This window comes from Peribacillus sp. NPDC097264 (genome assembly GCF_050277925.1).
Classification (GTDB): domain Bacteria; phylum Bacillota; class Bacilli; order Bacillales; family DSM-1321; genus Peribacillus.
The window spans coordinates 91,077-111,647 of the sequence record NZ_JBNNSR010000009.1; the positions used below are offsets into that span (position 1 = coordinate 91,077).

The following is a 20,571-nucleotide window of genomic DNA, read 5'->3' on the forward strand; positions in this document are numbered from 1 at the left end:
AACACGGTCCCCTCCTATTTTGCGGAATATCTTCTACTAGTCCACCATTGCAAGATATTAATGGTGAGCAAAATCAGAAATGTAATGACAAGCATAACCGTCGCCACGGCGGTTGCCCCTTGGTAATCATACTGTTCAAGCTTCGTCATGATGATAAGAGGGGAAATTTCTGTCTTAAAAGGCATATTGCCGGCAATGAACACGACAGATCCGTATTCGCCAAGTGCCCTCGCAAATGATAGGGCAAACCCCGTCAAGATTGCGGGAATCAATTCAGGAAAAATAATTTTAATAAATGTCTGCATTCGGTTTGCCCCTAGTGAAGCAGATGCTTCTTCCATCCCCTTTTCTATATTTTCAAGCACGGGTTGAACCATTCGTACAACGAAGGGAAGACCAATAAAAATGAGGGCAATGATAATCCCGATAGGGGTAAAGGCAATCTTGAATCCAAAAAACTGTCCAATCCACCCGTTCGGTGAGTATAAAGTGGTTAACGTAATGCCGGCAACTGCCGTTGGAAGGGCAAAAGGCAAGTCGACCAGGCCATCGATGATCCGTTTCCCTGGAAACTCATAACGTGTCAGAACCCAGGCAATTAAAACGCCAAAAACTGCGTTCACAAATGCCGCAGTTAAAGCCGTCAGAAAACTTAATCTATAGGAGGCAACAACTCTTGGTTCAGTGATGGTCTCCCAAAAATCCTTCATTCCCATTGAAAATGTATTTAAAAAAACCATGGATAGGGGAATCAAGACGATGATGGATAAATACAGTAATGTCAATCCCATCGCCAACCCAAAACCAGGTATCGTCCTTTTTCTCTTCCGCTTGACTTCAGTCACAATATTCATGGTATCTCCCCAGCTCTTTCTACTTAATTAGTGAAGGAGAAGAAGAATCAAACATCCCTCTTCCCCTCTACACTTATTTTGGTTGATATATTTCGTCGAATGTACCACCATCATTGAAATGGGTCTTCTGGGCTTCATTCCAGCCGCCGAACTTCTCATCAACCGTTACCATGTCAATGTCGGCAAACTGTTCTTTATGGTCTGCCAGAACCTTTTCATCCCTTGGTCGATAGAAGTTCTTAGCCGCAATTTCTTGCCCCTCATCCGTATACAAATACTCTAGATATGCTTCCGCCACTTCCTTCGTTCCCTTTTTCTCAACCACTTTGTCGACTACCGCCACTGGAGGTTCGGCTAAAATACTTATGGAAGGATTGACGATTTCATATTTATCATCGCCGAATTCCTCAAGCGTTAAATACGCTTCGTTTTCCCAAGCAATTAGTACGTCACCGATTTCTCTTTCCACAAATGTAGTCGTGGCACCCCTAGCACCGGAGTCCAACACTTCCACATTTTGATAAAGTTTTTTCATGAACTCTTTTACTTTCGCTTCATCATCATTGAACTTCTTCTCGGCAAATGCCCATGCAGCCAAATAATTCCACCTTGCCCCCCCGCTTGTTTTTGGGTTTGGAGTAATGACGGAAACATCCTTTTTGATTAAGTCATCCCAATCTTTGATGCCTTTCGGATTATCCTTTTTTACTAGAAATACAATGGTTGACGTGTAAGGTGTTGAATTTTCCGGCAGGCGCTTTTGCCAATCTTTTTCCAAAAGTTTACTGGCTTCATTGATGGCATCGATGTCATAAGCCAATGCAAGCGTCACGACATCCGCTTCCAATCCGTCAATGACCGCTCTTCCTTGCTTACCAGAGCCTCCGTGCGATTGCTGAATCGTAACATCTTGACCTGATTCTTCCTTCCAATGTTTCGCGAATGCTTTATTATATTCTTGGTACAACTCACGGGTCGGGTCATAGGACACGTTCAGTAATTCTACGGATTTAGGCTTTCCTTCTTTTCCTTCAGTCTTTTCGGAACTACAACCGGCTAGCACCCCAAATGCTAAAACCAAACTTGAAAACGCCAATAACCTTTTCATAATCTTTCCCCCTGTTTTTAACTTTCTTTAAACAAAATAGGCATACTACTTCCTCATTTAAAGTTAGGAAATAGTATGCCTTCAGTTTTCTGATCAGCAAATATTCTGTTTTCTTTTTTACGTATCCCTACCTTAAAGCAAAGTATCCCAAGTTGTCAACTGTGTTATTTGTCTTCCAGACCGTTTTAAGCATTCCCGTTAAGAATGCTCCCTTCCAAAAGCCCTATACTATTACGTTTAGCACCGCTTCAACTTTTTATAATATTGTGATTAAATTTCATTTTCAATCTAAATCACACGAGTTAAATAAAAAAGGAAAGAGCCCACATCACCTAAGTGATTGGGCCCCTTCCTTAAACATTTTGAGTTGTTTTATAGAGTCCATGATCTACAATATACTGATAACAAACATCTGGCAGTAAATATCTTGGCTCTCCGCCCATGCTGAACTCGTCTCTTATATATGTTGAACTGATCTCCATGGAAAGACCTTTATCAATTAGGTGAAATGTATTGCCATTATCATAATTTCTCAGTAAAGGGCTTTTGGAGATGACCTTGAGCATATCTATTCCTTCTCGGGCCATGATAATGAATTTATGATTCGCAATCAATTTTTCTCTGAATTTCCAGCGAAGATGCACCGGTAATTCCTGATTATCCATATCTTGAAGCAAATCGGCCCCCATGATGAAATATACCTCATCCTTCGGATACTGCGCTTTAAAGTACTCCATCGTATACCATGTATACTGTTTGCTGATTCCTGCTCGTTCATATATCTCATAATCACTCACTTCAAACAACGGATTATCCTTGATGGCAAGACTTAGCATATTACAGCGGTGCTCATTGCTTGTTTTCATCTGTTTATCAATCCGATTATTGGCACATGGTAAAAAAATGACTTTATCAAGCTTGGCTCGATGCGCAATGGTCGATGCCGTCCATAAGTGTACATTCGTAATAGGATCGAAGGAAGATCCATAAATACCGATTTTGCTCATCCTTATCTCTCCTCACCTAATCCTTTCGTTTCAACACCGCTCTGACCGGACTGCCATCCCCCTTCTCCAAAGCGAGTGGCAGTGCGGCCAAATCATACAGACCCGGTTCTACGCCTTGAAGAACAAGGCCTTCAAGAATGTGAATCCCGCAACTTGCCAGGGCATGGTGAGCAGGTAATTCTTTACTGTCGAGATAATCGACGGAAGGCAAATCCAATCCGAGCAATTTCACCCCTTTTTCAGCTAAGAAGGAGGCTAAGCCCGGTTCGATTGCCGGAATTGCATCAGGGAATTGGCTGAGGTCCTTCCACTTCCCCGTTGCCAGCAATAATCTCTCGATCCCATTCAATTCGATGTCAACTAAAGCTTCTATCCCAATACTTCTATCGACATCGACCTGGACGACAAGTGCTTCCCCGATATATAAATCCAAGTCCAGCTCCAGGATTTTCTTTCCTTCTTCATCAAAATGAAAAGGTGCGTCAATATGTGTACCTAAATGTGTGCTCATGCGAATTTCGCCAACATTTACGGAAGATCCCTTGGCTATCTCAGCATTCAAGCGATAGGAATATGGTGTATCTCCTGGCCAATATGGCGTATTTTCATTAAGCGGCTGAGAAATATCTTTCCATTTATGCATCGTTACCTCTCCAATCATTCCGTTCACAATTTTGTCCGAAGTGTCCAGAGTTCGGGGAAAAATGGCTGATTCACTACCTTCTTTAAATAGTTCACGCCAGTAGAACCTCCAGTTCCCATTCTCTGTCCTATAATCCGCTCCACCGTGCTCATATGATTGAATCTCCAGAACTGCTGTTGACTGCCGATATCCACCAGTTTTTCAGCCAATTCATATAGATCCCAATATTGATGTACATCCCTGTACACCGCGAGCCAGGCTTTCTCGACACTCTCGTTTTCCACATAAGGTTCTGACCAATCTCTGTTCAACATCGATTCTTCAATAGAAAACCCCCTCGCGGCCAAGGCTCCAATTGCCGCATCGTAAATACTGGGCTTATTCAACTCGGACACCAGGGATTCATAAAGGTCAGGCTGATGACGAAACACGGCCAAGATTGGCTTGTTTTTTTGTCCCATTGCACTTTCAATCATTCGGTTTTGAAAGGATTGGAAGCCCGATGAGTTTCCGAGTTTATCCCGGAACTCCATATAGTCGGATGGGGTCAAGGTCGAGAGCACATTCCATGACTGAACGAGCTGCTGTTGAATTCTCGAAATCCGTGATAGCATCTTGAAGGAAGGTTCCAATCTTCCTTCCGTGATATGCTCCGTAGCCGCAGTCAATTCATGAAGAATCAATTTCATCCATAACTCGCTGGTTTGATGGATAACGATAAATAGCATTTCGTCATGATGACCGGAAAGCAACCTCTGACTCGATAATACTTGGTCCAAATTCAGATAGTCACCGTAGGACATCTCTTTTTCAAAATTCGTTACCATTCCTTCTTCCAAGCGACTTTCTTCGATTGATTCCTTATCCATGCATGCGTCACTCCCTTTATCTTCTTTTTACTCTCATCATCAACATGTATGTGAGCCATAGAAAGATCAACCAAGGAATACCGAACTGCAAAACGATTTTAAAGGGTTCGGTAAACCAGGTTGTTACCGTTAAGGCCAATAGAAAAACCGCTCCAAGTATCGTTAAATAAGGATAACCGTACATTTTGACAGGTAATTTCCGCCCCCCTGTTCTTTCCCAGTTTCGCCTGAAAAACAGATGGGAGATGAACACCATGAACCAAGTGAAAATGGCCCCGAACATCGATATCCCCATCATGAATGCATAAGATGTATCGGGAAGAATGACCTTTATCCCCGCAGCCAGAAAAATACCCAATGTGGAGATGAGCAAGGCGCGGACCGGTACTCCTTTTCGACTCACTTTCTTAAAGAAAGGCGGTGCCTGCCTTTGTTCGGATAGTGAAAAGATCATTCTTGTGGAAGCATACAGCTGACTATTCATTGCTGATAAAGCTGCCGTCAAAATGATAAAATTCATGATTCCGGAGGCTCCCGGGATATTTAATATTTCCATGACCTTCACGAATGGGCTCACTTCAACGCCCGCTTCCTGCCATGGAACGATCATCAACATGATGCCGATTGTCAGTACGTAAAAAGTCGACAGCCTGAAAACGGTTGCCTTCAAGGCTCGTGGTACAGCGATATCAGGATCTTTGGCTTCTCCTGCAGTCACTGCAATCATTTCTGTCCCTAAAAAGCTGAAGAGAGAAATGAAAACAGCCACCCATAATCCCCAAAAACCAAAAGGCATGAACCCCCCTGCATTCACATAGTTCTCCATCCCCATTCCCGAGGCTGGTTCGGCACCAATCAAAACATAAGCTCCCAGTAAGATGAAAATGACGATGGCGCTGACTTTAATCAAGGAAAATACATATTCAAAATTCCCGAAAGTATTGACACTGGTTGCATTTACATAGATGAGTAAGGCGGCAAAAAGAAAAATCCACACACTCCCTGGTACATCAGGAAACCAGTATTTCATATAAACAGCGATTGCACTGACTTCGACCCCAATGGCAAGGACATTGGCTATCCAGTAGGAATATCGGACAAGAAAGCCTGCAAGTGGACTGATGTACTTCTCGGCAATCGTCCCAAAGGATCCGGAAGTTGGATAAGCGACCGTTATTTCCGCCAAGCATCCCATTAATAACAAAACAACGAACGCACCGACAGCATAGCTAATCAATACGCTTGGACCGGCTATCGATATCGCTAGACCGCTCCCTAAAAACAAGCCGGTCCCAATCGCACATCCCATTGCGATCATCGTGATTTGATTGGTTGATAACTCTCTTTTCAATTTATTATTTTCCATGTTTATTTTCCAAACTAGGCAATGATTCCCCGTATATTTTCATAACTCTCATATAACTTCCCTTGCATGATTTTTTTTAGTGCCTGGACCGTTTCCCATACTTCCTGATAGGAGGTATAGAGGGAGACAGGTGCAAGCCGGATCATATCCGGTTCGCGGTAATCCGGAATGACGCCCTCATTCTTCAACGCTTTACATATCCGTGCTGCTTCTGGGTGCTCAAGGATAATATGAGCCCCCCTTCGAAAATCATCTCGAGGGTTCCCGAATGAAAACCCATACTCCATAAGTTCAGAGTCAATCAAGTCCATAAAATATTGTGTCAAAAGCAAAGATTTTGTACGAATCTGTTCGATACCCACTTCGGCAAACATTTCAAGCGAACCGACTAGTGGAGCCATACTTAATATATGTGGCGTTCCGATCTGAAAGGCCCCTGCTGAATCAGCCTTGGAGAATGAGTGTTTCATGTCGAACTGTTCATCCTTTTTTGACCCGAACCATCCAGTCAACCCTGGCCTTTTATCGAAATGTTTTCGATTGACATATAAGCCTGCAACACTTCCCGGTCCTCCATTCAAATGTTTATAATTACACCAAAATGCAAAGTCGACCTCCCACTCGTCAAATTGGTGTGGAACAGCACCCACTGAATGACACCCATCAAACCCAATGATGATTCCTCTAGTGTGCGCTTCCTTTGTTAATCGTTTCATATCCAGAATCTGTCCGCTGCGGTACAAAACCGTTGGCAACACGACCAAGGCTACTTCCTCTGACATCGCGGCAATGATATCGTCTTCCATAAGAAGTTTACCATCACGGCTTTTCACCTGCACTAAATGTGTTTCCGGATCAAGCCCGTGTAGCAAAAGCTGGCTTTGAAGCGCATAAATATCACTCGGAAACGTCAGCTCATCGGCCAATATCTTGTTCCGTCCTTCCTTCGGTTCAAAGAAAGTTGCCACCAGCTGATGAAGGTTCCCTGTCGTCGAGCCACTCATAATTACTTCATCACCTGACGCCCCCACCAAAGGGGCACTCAACTCTCCCAATCTCTCAGAGAAATAAAACCAAGGGTTATCACCTTCCGTCCATCCCTCGATTCCATATCTCTTCCAGTCTTCCAATGAATTCAAAAGACTTTTTTCCGCCCGCTTCGATAATAGTCCCAATGAATTTCCGTCCATATAGATGGTCCCGGGAGTCAAGTAAAATTCCTTCCGATAAATGGCTAAGGCATCACATTGGTCCAATTTTCCTGCAAACTCTTTCGTTGGCTGAAAATGATATGTATCCATGTTTATTTTCCTCCGTTTCTTCCATGCTGTTTTTCTTTCATTTATATATTCTTACACCCTCCCAAACCAACCGGTGAACCCTATTGGGATCCTTTTCTATATAATCCCTTTTATCAAAAATCATCGTATAGTGATTCGTTTCGTCATACTTCGGCCAGACTTCTCCTTCCGGCGGATTGGGATTCCCATATTTCGCAAAGTTAATCCAGTGACCTTGCATCCGTCGAGATAATTTCAAGGCAGCACGCTTAGCGCCAAAGGCAGTAATCCGTTTTCCAACTATAGAATCGAAAGTCTGGAAAACATATAAAATCTCCATCCCATGCGTCGCCCCTAGTTTGCTAAACTTTAAAGAGGGGGTTTGGTAATCGAAGCGGTACATCCATGTTTTCTCCTGACGGCTGTATGCCTCTGCATACCAAACCGAAGGCATATGAAAAGTCGCATCACGCCCCAAGCCTAGGGTAGCCTCTTTATTAGGGAAGGTTAGGTAAGCGTTGGTGATTCGCTCCTCCGCTTCAGGATCTGTATTTTCGAACATCTTATGAATCATTTCTTCGGTTGTCGGAATTAACGGGGGATCCATTTGGTCAAATAAAGTCGCTTCATCTTTATTTGTACCAATAAGAAGGGGAATTCCAGCAGTGGCTCCTGAACGAATGGCTTCCAATGGATAGTCAGGTAAAAAGTCACCATCAACGACTGGACCAAAAGAAAGCGAACCAGGGAGATCTTGAGAGTTTTGCTGTAATAATTCATATGAAGCTGTAACGATTTTCTGGACGGGAAGTGTTTTTAACACATCGACTTCATTCTCTTCAATCCCGAGAATATCGAGAAATTTCTTACTGAACTGTCGTGCAAAACCTTTTCCGTAAACTGAAGTAGGAGCAGGACTTTGGGCAATGGCCTGTTTAAAAAGCCCTCTTGCAGAAGGTACTGTGAGTAAAGTCGTAACGGCATTTCCACCAGCTGATTCACCAAATACCGTAACATTCTCCGGGTCTCCTCCAAATGCTACAATATTCTCTTTTATCCATTTCAACGCAGCGACTTGGTCACGTAAACCTAGGTTGGAATCAAAGAGTTCCTCCTCATGATTCCACTCCGTAAAATCCAAATATCCTAAAGCACCTAACCGATAATTGATGCTTACAACCACTACATCTCCTGTTTTGGCTAACACATGACCGTTGTACATATCAATCGAACCCGATCCCGTAATATATGCTCCACCTGGAATCCAAACCATGACCGGGCGCTTCCGATCATCAGCATTAGGAGACCAGATATTCAGGAATAAACAATCCTCATCCATTTCTTCACTGCCTGTCATCCCCATCCTGGCTGCCCTTTCCAAAGGTTGTGGTGGCACAGCGCCGAAATTGACTGCATCCAGGACACCGTTCCATCTTTCAACAGGCTCCGGGGAGCGAAAACGCAATTCGTCGATTGGAGCTCTCGCATACCTGACGCCTTTCCAAACGCCTACACCATTTTCTACGGTTCCTTGAAGATGCCCTTTTGCCGTCGTTACAATTGAACCAATCATCCACTCACCCTTTCTGAATCTATATATTATAGTTCTTCTTTTCCCATTCCCCTATCTCCTTCCCCTTTGCCGAAAAAAAGTTTTTATTACTCTTACAAGCTACGGAAAAAATAAAAAAAGACCAAAGTGGTCTTTTTTGAATGAGGAAAAACTCTTGTTCATGTAAGCGCGTTCATGATACTAATCAAAGATCCGCCTCTTAGGGAGAGCTGATGAACAGCAAACTTCAGTTGCTGTTCATCCAGCTGTTCCAAGAGTGGCTTTAATTCAAGAACTTCCCGCTCCAGTTCTTTCAGGTTTAAAGAAATCTTATCGACTTTTGCTAGTACCTCTCCCGAATCCACAGGTTTGTCAGACCAGATCTGCAGCCGCTCCTTGATTTCGGTCAACGGCATGTTTTGCTCTTTATATCGATCGATCATACTAAGTCGATTGAGCGCATCCTTCGTATAATATCGATACCTCGATCCAGTCTTCTCATAGGTGAGCAATCCCAATTGTGTATAATAGTCTATGGTTCTCCTTGATACATTAGCTAGTTCAGCAAGCTGGCCAATCCGATATAAATCCATCCAGACAGTCACCTTCTTTTATAATCTCTCATTACGGTAACTATACCATAAAAAGCCGAAAGGATGACTTTAGGGTTACATCTATAAGACTACTTGATCTGATTTGACATTTACATATTGCTTGGCAAAATATAAAGCTTCTTCCTTGGATTTAAAGAAATGCTGTTTTTCTATTTTATGATATAACCCGGTACTTATTAGCAACTCCTTAGGTTGTTGCTGAATTCCGGAGATGACTAATTTCCCTTTATATTTCCTTATTCGATTGACAATGGCCAGCAGAGCGGCCTCGGCTGACGTATCCATATAGGATACCCTTCGCATGCTCAATACTAAAACGCCCGTCTTATTATCCAAATTTTCCAAAATATTAGATTCCAGTACATCAATGGATCCAAAGAATAAGGGACCTTCCAAATTGTAAACATCGATTCTTGAATCCGAGCTTGCAGTCGTTGGAATAATTTCCGGATAAACTTCGTGACTTCTTTCCCTGATCTTTAATGAGTGGCTCATCTTAATGATAAAGGTGATGAAGGCAATCAATAAACCGATACCGACACCCATGATTAAATCCGTTAAAACAGTGACAAGAAATGTCACAAACAGTACAACAGAATCAGCCGACCTTGTTTTTAAGACATGGGCAAATTCCTTCCGTTCACTCATGTTCCAAGCGACAAACATGAGGATTGGCGCCATGCTGGCTAAAGGAATATGTGTGGCATAAGGAGATAAGACGAGCAGGACCATCAAGACCACGATTCCATGGATAATCCCTGACATTGGTGAAACGGCCCCAGTCTTAATATTCGTGGCCGTTCTGGCAATAGCACCTGTAGCCGGGATTCCGCCAAAGAATGGTGTAGCGATGTTGGCTATGCCTTGACCGACTAATTCCTTATTGCTATCGTGTTTTGATCCACCCATGTTATCTGCCACGGTTGCCGATAACAATGATTCAATTCCACCTAATAATGCGATTGTAATCGCCACTGGGAGAAGGTTGATAATGATTTCCACCGAAAGCTCTGGCACTTTAAATTCAGGGAAACCTCTTGGAATCGCTCCATATGTAGATCCAATCGTAGCCACCTTACTAGGGAAGAAATAGAAGGCTACCACTGTGGAAACAAGTAATCCAAGAAGAGGTCCTGGTACTCGTGGAAGTACTTTCGGTGCTAACAGGATCACAATAAAGCATATTAGTGCCACACCTATGCTATAGACATTTATCGTATCTGCTTTAACCACCAATTCTTTCATATTAGCTAAAAACGTTTCATGCTTTTCCACCTTCATGCCTAAGAAGTTAGCAATTTGGCCGGAAAAGATGATGATCGCAATGCCTGTCGTAAAACCAATGATAACGGGGCGGGGAATGAATTTCATCATATTCCCTAATTTAAGCAGTCCCATCACCACCAACATAATCCCGGCTAAAAACCCGGCAATGAGAAGACTTTCGTAACCGTATTGCATGACGATTCCAAATAGTAATGGAACAAAGGCTCCAGTCGGCCCACCAATTTGGTACTTAGACCCACCCAAAAGCGAAATGAGAATTCCTGCAATGATCGTCGTATACAAGCCATATATGGGTTCCACTCCGGATGCAATGGAAAAAGCTAGTCCAAGGGGAATGGCTACCACTCCCACTACCAGGCCTGCCGTCAGGTCTTTTTGAAATCCTTTCATGTTGTATCCTTGGAATCTACTATCCTTCATCATAAATTCACCCTCACATCCTTCATTTTTTTAGTCCACTCTATTGAAAACGGTTATTGAAAAAAAGTAGGTGTACATATTTTGGGGTAGCGACGTAGTCGCCTTACATCTTAGAAAAAGAAAAAGTGTAAGGGGAGTTTTCTTTTCACGGTAACCCTTTGAGGATTTGATAGATTGTAAGAAGTAACTCTCATATGTAATCTCCTTTGTCGGGTTTATTCATGGTTTCGAACCATGTTCCCATATTATATAGTAAAACGTAAAACTGTACATTACTTACATTGTAAACAATTCTTTACAATTCATTACGTTTTGATTACAAAATAGGACCATCCCTCTACACTAGTAAATTAGGTGCCCGACCTATTAATGAGTTTTAGGAAGATAGAATGCGAGTCCATATACCTGAAACAAAAACTGGACAAATGAAAGGGCTTGTCGTCTTCGTATTGAGTAACGATGGTAGAGATGCGAATAAAAGAGGCGCAAAAGAAATAAGCTGATTTCTTTCGGCGCCTTGTATGTTAATCTTCAGCCTGAAAGGTAGCAGGATTAATCCAATCGAGCAACGAATATTTAACACAAACCAGGGGAGATGATGACTTATATAATGAAAAATGAAATGACGTTCAAACGACCTTATTTAACTCTTATCGGACTTGAAATCATCACTTTGCTTTTCGTTTCAACAGGGGCTGCCATCACTGAAATAACAAAGATGAGTAACCCCATTGCGCCTTTTATGGGCTTCATTCCGCTAGCACTCCTCTTGATTTTTTATTTTACTATAAAGAATCGATGGGGCACCTTTTATTTTCATTCACTCCGGAAGCTATCCGTCCGGGAATGGGTTTTATATACGCCCTTGCTCTTCTTTTTAATCCTTCTTGTCATCTTCAACGAAGGAGTGTCCATTCAATCCTTTTCTTATCTAGTCTTATTAAGTTTGGGGATTATGACAAATGCCTTTGTCGAGGAATCCGTATTTCGTGGCTTGATGCTGAAGATCCTCCTACCAAAGGGAGAGATCAAGGCCATCATCATTTCAAGTTTATTCTTCGGGATTGGGCACTTTGCCCAGGCATTTCAAAATCCATCCTTTTCTATTTTCATACAAGTGTTCTATGCATTACTAATAGGTCTCGTCTTAGCTTTACTCGTTATTCAAACTCAATCGATCATCATTCCGATCATCTTTCACTTCCTCCATAACCTTTTGCAATATACCGGTCGAATTGTATCAGATGTTGCCACGATACGAATGACGGATATTATTTTAATAGCTTTTCTCATCATTTATATCATTGGTTTGCTTATGTTTAGAAAAAAGAAGATAAGCTCTCATTCTCATTCATCGGTTACAATCGATAGATAAATTTCATCCAAAAAAATACCCGTCCTTAACAAAGGACGGGCTCATTTATTATTCATACTCAATCCACGACTGGAAGCCAGCCTTTTACATTGATTAATTTTTCCCAAAGGGGATCTGGAATGACCAATTCATCTTGATCCTTCTTCGAAAGTGTCGTGCGTATTTCCTTTTCTTTACCGGCCTTGATTTTTTCAATCCAGTACGGTTCCATAAGCAGCTCCCTGCCAAGTGCAATAAAAGGAACGCCCGTTTCCATGGCCTCTGCCACTTCTTCAGGTGTATGAAGGGCCCCTACTCCGATTACTGGAATCCGATTGCCCACTTTTTCATATATTTTAACGATTCTCGATTCCGTTCTATCACTCTCACGGAATGAGCCATTCCAGAAATGGCCTACCGATACATGGATGTAGTCCAGGTTTTGATTCGCAAGCCGGTCTACGAATTGAAGCGTATCATCCAAAGTGATGCCAGGCTCGCTACCCTCTTCCGGAGAAATGCGGTAGCCGATGACAAACGGATTTTTCGCATGCTCTTCCACAGTCTTTTCTACTTCATTAACAATGGAAAGTGGGAAAATCATACGTTTTCCAAGCGTTCCCCCCCATTTATCTGTGCGACGGTTGGAATGAGGAGAGAAGAACTGCTGAAGTAAATATGTATTCGCCCCATGAATCTCGACACCATCAAATCCTGCTTCGATGGCTCTTCTCGTTGCCTCTCCAAACGCTTTAATCACTTCTTGAATTTCATCTTCCGTCATTTCACGAGGAACAGGTGCACCCTCGCTTGAAGCAACGCTGCTTGCAGAAACAGGTTGATTATCTGGTAATAAATCCGGCGGACTTTGGCGACCTCCATGATAAATTTGCAAAATGGCTTTGGCCCCTTTGCCTTGAATGGTTTCTGCCACTTTTCGGAGTGATGGAATGAATGCATCATCATCAGCACTGAATTGGCCAGGGAATCCTTTTCCACCTGCAATTACATAGGCACACGCTGTGATTACCGTACCCACTCCTGCCGAACGCTCTGCATAATAAGCTAATTCCTCTTCCGTCACGTATCCTTGGTCATCTGAAGAATAATGCGTCATCGGTGCCAGCATGATACGGTTTTTCACTTCGACCCCAGAAGAGAATTTATATGGTTGAAAAAGCTTTTCGTATAATTCTGTCATGCCTAATTCCCCCTAATTTTTAATGATGGTGATGGCCATGAGGTTCTTTCGAAGGATTGGTTATTTCGAAACCTTCTTCTGGCACATAAAAATATTTAATCCATACTCCGTCCAAGAATTTTTCACGTGAATCCAGCAGTATATCGATATCCTTATCCGTCTTGACAATTTCATCATGCTCCGTCGGAACATCAAGCTTCATCTCATAGTGGGCATGATCGCCGTGCATATGCGTGATATACACCCGAATCATTTTCCCTTCCGCTTCTTCGCTACTCAACATCTTTTGTAAGACCTTTGCTGCATTTCGATTAATCTTGCATTTCATATTAATTCCTCCAACATCTGAAATTTCTATGTACTAAAAATCTACCCAAAAATAGGCATTCTGTAACATCCATTTATACGCTTTTTGCCGAATCATGTCTAATAAAATGCTTATCTTCGGTCTGAGGGAAAAATGACACCTATCTGTTTTCTAGCTTCATCCATGATTTCCATCGACCATAACGAATGGGCAAATGTATTCTTATCCGATTCCGTTTTCCCCTGCTGGATCAATTCTACAAACTCCTTCGCTTCATAATACATCGGAGGGAACTCCTGTTTAACCGAGAGACTCTCCCTTGTTCCATCACGGTAGCAAATATCCACTTCGTTCGGACTGGAAATTTTGTCGATGAGGATGGTACCTGCTTCTCCCTGTATTTCTGAAGGTTGAGTAGATTCAGTGATCTTGGAAAACATCACGATGGCTTCCATGTCGTTGTATGAAAGGAGGATGGTACCCTGACCGTCAACTCCTGACTCTAGTAATGTTCCAGATGCCTGGATCCTATTCGGTTTACCGAATAAAACGACAAGCGGATAAACGGCATAGATACCCAAATCCATTAAAGAGCCGCTTGAAAACTCAGGGTTGAATGCATTCAGTATGGTACCTGATTTATACGAATCATACCGGGAAGAATATTGACAGTAGCTTCCTTGATAACGGCGAACCTCACCAATTTTATGGATGTTTTCCTTTAGGCTTTCAAAACTTGGCATGACCGTTGATTTCATCGCTTCCATGAGCAGCACTTCGTTTTGCTGTGCGGCCTGTATCACTTCCCTCACTTCATCGGCGTTCGAAGCCAATGGTTTTTCACATAAGACATGTTTCTTTTGCTGTAAAAACATGACTGCCTGGCGACTATGGTGAGAATTGGGACTGGCTATATAGACCGCATCAATCTCGGAACTGCTCGCCATCTCCTCCAAGTCCGTAAATGTATGTTTAACTCCATACTTATCTGCAAAATCCCTGGCCTTTTCTTCTGTGCGCGAATAGACCGCATTTAATGAAAAGCCTTCCACGTGTTTTGCCGCATTCAAAAAACGCTCTGTAATCCAATTTGTACCGATAATCCCATAACGTATCATTCGCTAGATTCTCCTTTTAATAAACAGACTTTGTCCTCAATATAACCAGACTTTGCAAAAAAATAAAGAAAAATGCCAAAAAAAATTTTGGTTTATATTGGATTTTTCAATCTATTTTCCTTTATACTTTTCCTATTACTACTGACTTGATGTTTCTACATACTCCCTCATGGGAAGTACATTAAAAAGGAGCGTGTGAAATCAATGACAGAATTGATGAAGAATAAAGTCGCCATCATTACCGGCGGAGGATCCGGAATTGGCCGGGGTGCCGCCATTAAACTTGCGGAAAACGGTGCAAACATCGTTTTTTTTGACCGCACAGTTGAAAATGCCGAAAAGGTCAAGGAAGAAGTCGAAAACCTCGGACGAGAAGCTTTAATCATCAAAACGGATGTTTCCCAACCCGAACAGGTTGAGAAGGCTTTCCAGGCCGCCTTCGAGCATTTTGGAAAAATTGATTTTGTGTTTGCCAATGCTGGTATTAACGGGGTAATTGCCCCCATTGAAGATATTAAGCCGGAAGATTGGGACCAAACACTCAACATCAACTTGAAAGGAACCTTCCTAACCATAAAATACGCCATTCCCTATATGAAGGAAACAGGCGGCAGCATCACCATTAACAGTTCCATTAACGGAAACCGTTTTTTCAAGAACTTTGGTTTTTCCGCATACAGCTCATCAAAAGCCGGTCAGGTCGCTTTCGGCAAGATGGCTGCACTTGAATTGGCCAAGTACAAAATACGCGTGAATATCATCTGCCCAGGCTCCATCGACACCAACATCGACGACAATACCTATCCTGAAGATGAAAACTTGGAAAAAATCAAAATACCGATTGAGTATCCCGAAGGTTCTCAACCACTTGCAAAGAAAGCCGGAACGATTGAACAAGCAGGAGACCTTGTTTTGTTCCTTGCATCGGACATGTCCTCCCACGTTACCGGGACTGAAGTGTATATTGACGGAGCTGAATCGCTCTTATAAGAATCGAAAGACTTGAGAAGAGGCAGAAGTGTATGATGTGACCACACTTCTGCCTCTTCTTACTAAATTAAAAAAGATTGGGCAAAGTTTTTAGTTGAACTTTTTTGTTCCCTACCAATAGAAATTATACATAAGAGAGTGGGATTGCTTTTCATGTTTTCTTAAAGAGCCACCCCTCTTACTTTGAACTTTTCCTATAATGGGTTGGCCACTTTCCTTATGCAACAGCTTTTCTCAAACCGCCTCGGGCGATAAATAGATAAGAGGACAGGGCAATAACATGACAACTTACCATCACGATTCCCATCGGCAGAGGTGAATCACCTCCACCAATCCCTACTAAAGGGGCCATGAGCGAACCTAGTACGAAAGGCAGAAGACCGATTAAAGCCGAGGCACTCCCTGCCGTTTTCCCCTGGTCCTGCATAGCTAATGCGAAACTTGTCGTTCCCACGATCCCGACACTCGAGACAGATAGAAATAAAGCAATTAAAATCCCCGCAACTCCAACTCCCAGAATGATGGACATGAGCAGAATGATCCCGCCAAATAACGCAAGACCCAACCCTATTTGTAGGAGTTTTTCTTCTTTTATCTTCCCAGCCAGTCTGCCAGTTGTTTGGGATGCAACAATGATCCCTATCCCATTCATCGCAAAGATCAGGCTGAATGTTTGCGGAGAAATACCATAGATATTTTGAATTACAAAAGGTGAACCTGAGATATAAGCAAACATAGCCGCCGTTACAAACCCTTGAGAAAGTGCATATCCCATAAACACACGGTTTTTCAGTAAATCACCGAATGTACGTATTGTATTGGTTATGCCCCCTGTACTTCGTAGGTCTGATGAGAGCGTTTCCTCTATCCCCCAAAAAGCAGCGGCAACCATAATAACACTTAGAGCAAAAATGACGATGAAAACTCCCCGCCAAGATGTAAATTGTAGCAGTTGCCCTCCTAAAACCGGTGCCAAAATCGGTGCCGCCCCATTCACAAGCATTAACATGGAAAAGAATTTGGTCAAATCCGTACCAGAAAAAAGATCGCGGACAATGGCCCGGGAAATGACAATTCCCCCAGCACCTGCAGCTCCCTGGATGAACCGTAATAATAAAAGCATTTCAATGGAGGGAGCAAAGGCACATAGCAGAGAAGACACACTATAAATCGACAAAGAGATGATTAACGGGGTCCGTCTCCCCTTCGCATCACTCAGGGGGCCTAAATATATTTGTCCTAATGCCAATCCTAGTAAACAAGCGGTCAAACTGAGCTGAGCCAAAGACGTACTGCTTTGCAGATCATCTGCAAGTGTTGGTAGACCAGGCAAATACATATCAAGTGACAGAGGCCCAATTGCCGCAAAAGAACCGAGCATAAGTGCCATCCATAGTTTTTTTGTTGTCGGCATTTTATTGCTAGTATATATGGTTTCTTTCAATTCCATTATGAATGTCCTCTCCCTTTTTGCACACTTGTTAGTTCTGGATTCACTAGATTGCCAGGAAGGGCGCCCGTCAGGCCTGCCATCAAGTTTTCTGCAGCCAGGCTTGCCATTTTCATTCTCGTGGCGATGCTGGCGCTGCCGATATGTGGGAGTGTCACCACATTAGGTAGGGTCAAGAGAGGGTGATCTAAAGGAACCGGTTCTTCTTCAAATACATCCAATCCAGCAGCCCAAATTTCTTGGTTTACCAAAGCCTGGTACAATGCCCTTTCATCGACGATATCGCCCCTTGCCGTGTTGATGAGTACGGCCGTCTTTTTCATTAAGGCTAATTGTTCAGCACCGATCATATAGCTAGTTTGGGAAGTGAGTGGCACCAAGACACAGACAAAATCCGAAATCTTAAGGAGCTCTTCAAGTGATACAAACTCGATTCCCAACTCTTTTTCTTCTTCAAGTTTACGGCTACGATTATAGTATACAAGATTCATATCAAATCCTTTTGCCCTTTTCGCCAGGGCTTTACCGATCCTTCCCAATCCGATGATTCCTATCGTTGCGCCATGTACATCCTGTCCAGTCAACTGCATCGGGGACCATGTTTTCCATTGACCACTTTTGAGATAACCTGTCGCCTCTACCAATCTTCTGGCCGTTGCAAGCAGCAAGGCAAAAGTTAAGTCCGCTGTCGTTTCCGTCAGAACCCCCGGTGTATTCGTCACCATGATTCCTTTATCTGTCGCGCTTTGTAAATCAATATTGTTATACCCCACAGCCATGTTCGCAATGATTTTTAGGTTGGTCGCCTTCTCCATCAAGGATTCATCGATTTGTTCCGTCAACAAGCAAAATAGACCGTCAACCTCCACTATCTCTTTTTCCAGGACCTCCCTAGGAACCGGAGTCGTTTCATCTTGCCACATCGTTACCTCAAACTTTTCACTTAGGCCATTCACGATTTGGTCTGGCATTTTTCTCGTTATATACACTTTAGGTTTCACAAATAGCCCTCCTACTTACAGATTGATAGTTATGTACTTTTTACTTACATATCTACAATTTCGATAATTGAACATTAATCTCCTTCTCTACCTATTCATTTATACTTATCTTATCTCTACCCATCTCGTTCCACACGAACGTAAAAAGGGATGTTCCAACAATTGTGGAAGCACCCCTAATACTATGATATTCAAACCTGTTTCTCAAAAAATCCCTTTAACTGGTCTTGATCTGGATAAGAGGATTGCGTTCCGCGTTTTGTTACGCTCAAGGCAGAAAATCCAGTGGCCATCTTGATGGCGTGAAGGATATCTCCATTTTTGACAAAATAGTGGGCGAAGCATCCAATGAATGAATCTCCGGCTCCAGTAGTGTCAATGGCGGCGACTTCATATGCATCGATCCGTTCCACTTTTTCTTTTGTAACCCACATCACCCCACGGCTTCCAAGTGTCACTATAACATTTTTCACCCCTTGCTCGATAAGGGTTAAAGCTGCCTCCTGCACTTGTTGATCCGTTTCTACTGGCATCTGGGTTAAAATTTCCAGTTCCGTTTCATTAGGAATGAAGAAATCGCACTTGCAAACGTAATCAAAATTCAACTCTTTTGAGGCAGGAGCAGGATTTAATATAACCGGTATATTATTCTCCTTACCGAAGTCAATGGCACGATAAACAGCTGGTAAGGGGATCTCCAATTGAAGAATGATTAAGGAACACTTTTTCAGCTTTTCCCCCGCGTTGTCGATATCCTCGGGTACAAGATATTCATTTGCTCCTTTGATGATTAATATCCGGTTCCTCGATTGTGGGTCCACAAATATCGGTGCCACACCACTTGATGTTCCCGGGATCTTACTTGTAAATTCAGTATCTATTCCATAACGTTCTAGATTGCTAATCGTATTATCTGCAAATAGATCATCTCCGACTTTAGTAAGCATCATGACCTTAGAGCCCATTTTGGCTGCGGCCACTGCCTGGTTGGCTCCTTTTCCACCACACCCAATTTCGAAACTTGGTGCCTCGAGGGTTTCCCCTTCTTTTGGCATTTGGTCAATGTATGAAATTAAATCCACCATATTGGATCCGATAACTGCTATATCCATATTCTATTTCCTCCTTATTTCTTTCCAGTTACAATTGTAAATGATCTTTCCTCACCTGAGGCCAACTTAATTAAGCTTCCTGAATCTTGGGCTGCCAAAAACCCTTCAGGCCGGCATGTAGCGGGCAATACAAATGCTCCAACCTGCTGGTCCTCATTAAACAGTAACCATCTTGTCGCATAATTAAATTCATCCGTAGAGAACGTGGTGAAAAAAGTAGTTCCTTCCGGCGAAGTCATTTCAAAACTTGCTTCTTTCTGATGCTTACTCAATCCATCCATAAAGAAAACAATTTCCGGGTCATACATATCTGGACGGTCCAAAATCGATATAGGTTCCTTGCCTTCACGGATTTCTTTATTAAAGTCCAACCACTTTTCAGTAGGTTTCACATGGTCAGGGATGGAGGCACGTAACTCAAACGCACTATTAGGAATGTTTTGCTTCATTACTGCATGATCCAGGTAGGCGTAGTTGGTATGGCACATGTATTGTAGAGGCATGTCTATGCCAGATAAGTTTTTCACGTACATGCCCATTTCGATGTTGGCTTCCCCAGCAATCATCTTGACGCTTGGCTTAGCGATATAATGATGGCCAAACCCTTTTATGTATTCTGTCAATCCACCAATTTTCACACTATTTTCCGTAACCTCCAGCCAGGCATGGTCCATATTCGCGCAGGCCATCTCACCATGTAAGACATGATCATCCTCAGGTCCTGGACAGCCATTGCTAATCAAACCGGAATGAAAAGCAAAACATCCATATGTATCGACAATTTCATCTACTTGTTTCGGTTGAGTGAACATATTTTTCATCTTCAGTTCAATTCCATCAAAAACTAAGTCCCAAACAATTTGACCTAAATAAGGAAGAACCACCATTTTCCCACGGGAATTTGTCACTTCTATCGCTTCAACTCCAGATGGATAACGAAATAAAGTAACAGTAAACTCGGTACTTTTAAAAAATACTGTAGGGTTTTCTTTGAAGAATCCTCTTTGTAGTTCAATCGTTCCTACCATACTTATCCTT

General features: G+C 42.6%; 19 protein-coding genes. 2 read left to right on the forward strand and 17 right to left on the reverse strand.

The genetic code is table 11. From position 1 onward, the window contains the following. Positions 1-14 precede the first annotated feature (14 nt). The 10 genes from cysT to ACQKL0_RS15510 all read right to left on the reverse strand — a co-directional run bounded on the left by cysT (position 15) and on the right by ACQKL0_RS15510 (position 11,003). Entirely contained in the window at positions 15-854 is an 840-nt protein-coding gene (gene cysT / locus ACQKL0_RS15465; RefSeq protein ID WP_402867876.1) for a sulfate ABC transporter permease subunit CysT, read from the reverse strand. A 73-nt stretch (positions 855-927) separates the two neighbouring features. Then, positions 928-1,962: a sulfate ABC transporter substrate-binding protein gene (locus ACQKL0_RS15470; protein ID WP_427688456.1), complete on the reverse strand. Its 1,035-nt coding sequence runs from the start codon at positions 1,960-1,962 to the stop codon at positions 928-930. A 353-nt stretch (positions 1,963-2,315) separates the two neighbouring features. Beyond that, a complete protein-coding gene (gene nadD / locus ACQKL0_RS15475) occupies positions 2,316-2,969 on the reverse strand; it encodes a nicotinate (nicotinamide) nucleotide adenylyltransferase (RefSeq protein ID WP_407407143.1) in 654 nt (217 codons plus the stop codon). A gap of 16 nt (positions 2,970-2,985) precedes the next feature. Beyond that, on the reverse strand, positions 2,986-3,612 hold the full coding sequence (gene kynB / locus ACQKL0_RS15480) for an arylformamidase (RefSeq protein ID WP_427688459.1): 627 nt from the start codon (positions 3,610-3,612) through the stop codon (positions 2,986-2,988). A 23-nt stretch (positions 3,613-3,635) separates the two neighbouring features. Continuing rightward, positions 3,636-4,481, reverse strand: a complete 846-nt coding sequence (kynA, locus tag ACQKL0_RS15485) for a tryptophan 2,3-dioxygenase (protein WP_402867872.1) — start codon at positions 4,479-4,481, stop codon at positions 3,636-3,638. 16 nt (positions 4,482-4,497) lie between these two features. Continuing rightward, positions 4,498-5,847, reverse strand: coding sequence for an amino acid permease (locus ACQKL0_RS15490; protein WP_402867871.1), 1,350 nt, complete (start codon positions 5,845-5,847; stop codon positions 4,498-4,500). Positions 5,848-5,861: 14 nt separating this feature from the next. Continuing rightward, positions 5,862-7,148 (reverse strand): kynureninase, encoded by a 1,287-nt coding sequence (kynU, locus tag ACQKL0_RS15495; RefSeq protein WP_427688461.1) that lies wholly within the window; start codon positions 7,146-7,148, stop codon positions 5,862-5,864. A 37-nt stretch (positions 7,149-7,185) separates the two neighbouring features. Then, positions 7,186-8,700, reverse strand: a complete 1,515-nt coding sequence (locus ACQKL0_RS15500) for a carboxylesterase/lipase family protein (protein ID WP_402987540.1) — start codon at positions 8,698-8,700, stop codon at positions 7,186-7,188. Between the two features lie 158 nt (positions 8,701-8,858). Next, positions 8,859-9,272, reverse strand: coding sequence for a MerR family transcriptional regulator (locus ACQKL0_RS15505; RefSeq protein WP_402987537.1), 414 nt, complete (start codon positions 9,270-9,272; stop codon positions 8,859-8,861). Positions 9,273-9,353: 81 nt separating this feature from the next. Further along, positions 9,354-11,003, reverse strand: coding sequence for a SulP family inorganic anion transporter (locus ACQKL0_RS15510; protein WP_402955938.1), 1,650 nt, complete (start codon positions 11,001-11,003; stop codon positions 9,354-9,356). A gap of 592 nt (positions 11,004-11,595) precedes the next feature. Between ACQKL0_RS15510 and ACQKL0_RS15515 the strand changes: the two genes are divergently transcribed. Beyond that, the gene (locus tag ACQKL0_RS15515; RefSeq protein ID WP_427688463.1) at positions 11,596-12,375 is read left to right on the forward strand and encodes a CPBP family intramembrane glutamic endopeptidase; all 780 of its coding nucleotides are present in this window, start codon (positions 11,596-11,598) and stop codon (positions 12,373-12,375) included. Positions 12,376-12,433: 58 nt separating this feature from the next. On the opposite strand, the gene ACQKL0_RS15520 is transcribed toward ACQKL0_RS15515, so the two are convergent. From ACQKL0_RS15520 to ACQKL0_RS15530, 3 genes are all read right to left on the reverse strand, one after another. After that, positions 12,434-13,555 (reverse strand): NADH-dependent flavin oxidoreductase, encoded by a 1,122-nt coding sequence (locus tag ACQKL0_RS15520; RefSeq protein WP_403123671.1) that lies wholly within the window; start codon positions 13,553-13,555, stop codon positions 12,434-12,436. A gap of 19 nt (positions 13,556-13,574) precedes the next feature. Next, positions 13,575-13,883: an iron-sulfur cluster assembly accessory protein gene (locus ACQKL0_RS15525; protein ID WP_427688465.1), complete on the reverse strand. Its 309-nt coding sequence runs from the start codon at positions 13,881-13,883 to the stop codon at positions 13,575-13,577. Positions 13,884-13,993: 110 nt separating this feature from the next. Further along, entirely contained in the window at positions 13,994-14,980 is a 987-nt protein-coding gene (locus ACQKL0_RS15530) for a Gfo/Idh/MocA family protein (protein ID WP_427688467.1), read from the reverse strand. Positions 14,981-15,184: 204 nt separating this feature from the next. Between ACQKL0_RS15530 and ACQKL0_RS15535 the strand changes: the two genes are divergently transcribed. Next, entirely contained in the window at positions 15,185-15,970 is a 786-nt protein-coding gene (locus tag ACQKL0_RS15535) for an SDR family oxidoreductase (RefSeq protein ID WP_402867862.1), read from the forward strand. Between the two features lie 217 nt (positions 15,971-16,187). On the opposite strand, the gene ACQKL0_RS15540 is transcribed toward ACQKL0_RS15535, so the two are convergent. From ACQKL0_RS15540 to ACQKL0_RS15555, 4 genes are all read right to left on the reverse strand, one after another. Beyond that, positions 16,188-17,423, reverse strand: coding sequence for a multidrug effflux MFS transporter (locus ACQKL0_RS15540; RefSeq protein WP_427688573.1), 1,236 nt, complete (start codon positions 17,421-17,423; stop codon positions 16,188-16,190). Further along, positions 17,420-18,421 carry a 2-hydroxyacid dehydrogenase gene (locus ACQKL0_RS15545; RefSeq protein WP_402987524.1) on the reverse strand — a complete coding sequence of 334 codons (1,002 nt, stop codon included), beginning with the start codon at positions 18,419-18,421 and terminating at the stop codon, positions 17,420-17,422. The genes ACQKL0_RS15540 and ACQKL0_RS15545 overlap by 4 nt, the downstream gene beginning before the upstream one ends. Positions 18,422-18,612: 191 nt before the next feature. After that, positions 18,613-19,533, reverse strand: a complete 921-nt coding sequence (gene rbsK, locus ACQKL0_RS15550; protein ID WP_427688469.1) for a ribokinase — start codon at positions 19,531-19,533, stop codon at positions 18,613-18,615. Between the two features lie 14 nt (positions 19,534-19,547). Next, positions 19,548-20,561 carry an aldose 1-epimerase family protein gene (locus tag ACQKL0_RS15555; RefSeq protein WP_427688471.1) on the reverse strand — a complete coding sequence of 338 codons (1,014 nt, stop codon included), beginning with the start codon at positions 20,559-20,561 and terminating at the stop codon, positions 19,548-19,550. Between the last annotated feature and the right edge of the window lie 10 nt (positions 20,562-20,571).

Coding starts and splice junctions, on each gene's coding strand:
- ACQKL0_RS15510 (WP_402955938.1), bottom strand. CDS start 11,003: ATGATGAAGGATAGTAGATTCCAAGGATACAACATGAAAGGATTTCAA.
- cysT (WP_402867876.1), bottom strand. CDS start 854: ATGAATATTGTGACTGAAGTCAAGCGGAAGAGAAAAAGGACGATACCT.
- kynU (WP_427688461.1), bottom strand. CDS start 7,148: ATGGATACATATCATTTTCAGCCAACGAAAGAGTTTGCAGGAAAATTG.
- ACQKL0_RS15525 (WP_427688465.1), bottom strand. CDS start 13,883: ATGAAATGCAAGATTAATCGAAATGCAGCAAAGGTCTTACAAAAGATG.
- kynB (WP_427688459.1), bottom strand. CDS start 3,612: ATGCATAAATGGAAAGATATTTCTCAGCCGCTTAATGAAAATACGCCA.
- ACQKL0_RS15555 (WP_427688471.1), bottom strand. CDS start 20,561: ATGGTAGGAACGATTGAACTACAAAGAGGATTCTTCAAAGAAAACCCT.
- ACQKL0_RS15490 (WP_402867871.1), bottom strand. CDS start 5,847: ATGGAAAATAATAAATTGAAAAGAGAGTTATCAACCAATCAAATCACG.
- nadD (WP_407407143.1), bottom strand. CDS start 2,969: ATGAGCAAAATCGGTATTTATGGATCTTCCTTCGATCCTATTACGAAT.
- ACQKL0_RS15505 (WP_402987537.1), bottom strand. CDS start 9,272: ATGGATTTATATCGGATTGGCCAGCTTGCTGAACTAGCTAATGTATCA.
- kynA (WP_402867872.1), bottom strand. CDS start 4,481: ATGGATAAGGAATCAATCGAAGAAAGTCGCTTGGAAGAAGGAATGGTA.
- ACQKL0_RS15530 (WP_427688467.1), bottom strand. CDS start 14,980: ATGATACGTTATGGGATTATCGGTACAAATTGGATTACAGAGCGTTTT.
- ACQKL0_RS15470 (WP_427688456.1), bottom strand. CDS start 1,962: ATGAAAAGGTTATTGGCGTTTTCAAGTTTGGTTTTAGCATTTGGGGTG.
- rbsK (WP_427688469.1), bottom strand. CDS start 19,533: ATGGATATAGCAGTTATCGGATCCAATATGGTGGATTTAATTTCATAC.
- ACQKL0_RS15515 (WP_427688463.1), top strand. CDS start 11,596: ATGATGACTTATATAATGAAAAATGAAATGACGTTCAAACGACCTTAT.
- ACQKL0_RS15535 (WP_402867862.1), top strand. CDS start 15,185: ATGACAGAATTGATGAAGAATAAAGTCGCCATCATTACCGGCGGAGGA.
- ACQKL0_RS15500 (WP_402987540.1), bottom strand. CDS start 8,700: ATGATTGGTTCAATTGTAACGACGGCAAAAGGGCATCTTCAAGGAACC.
- ACQKL0_RS15520 (WP_403123671.1), bottom strand. CDS start 13,555: ATGACAGAATTATACGAAAAGCTTTTTCAACCATATAAATTCTCTTCT.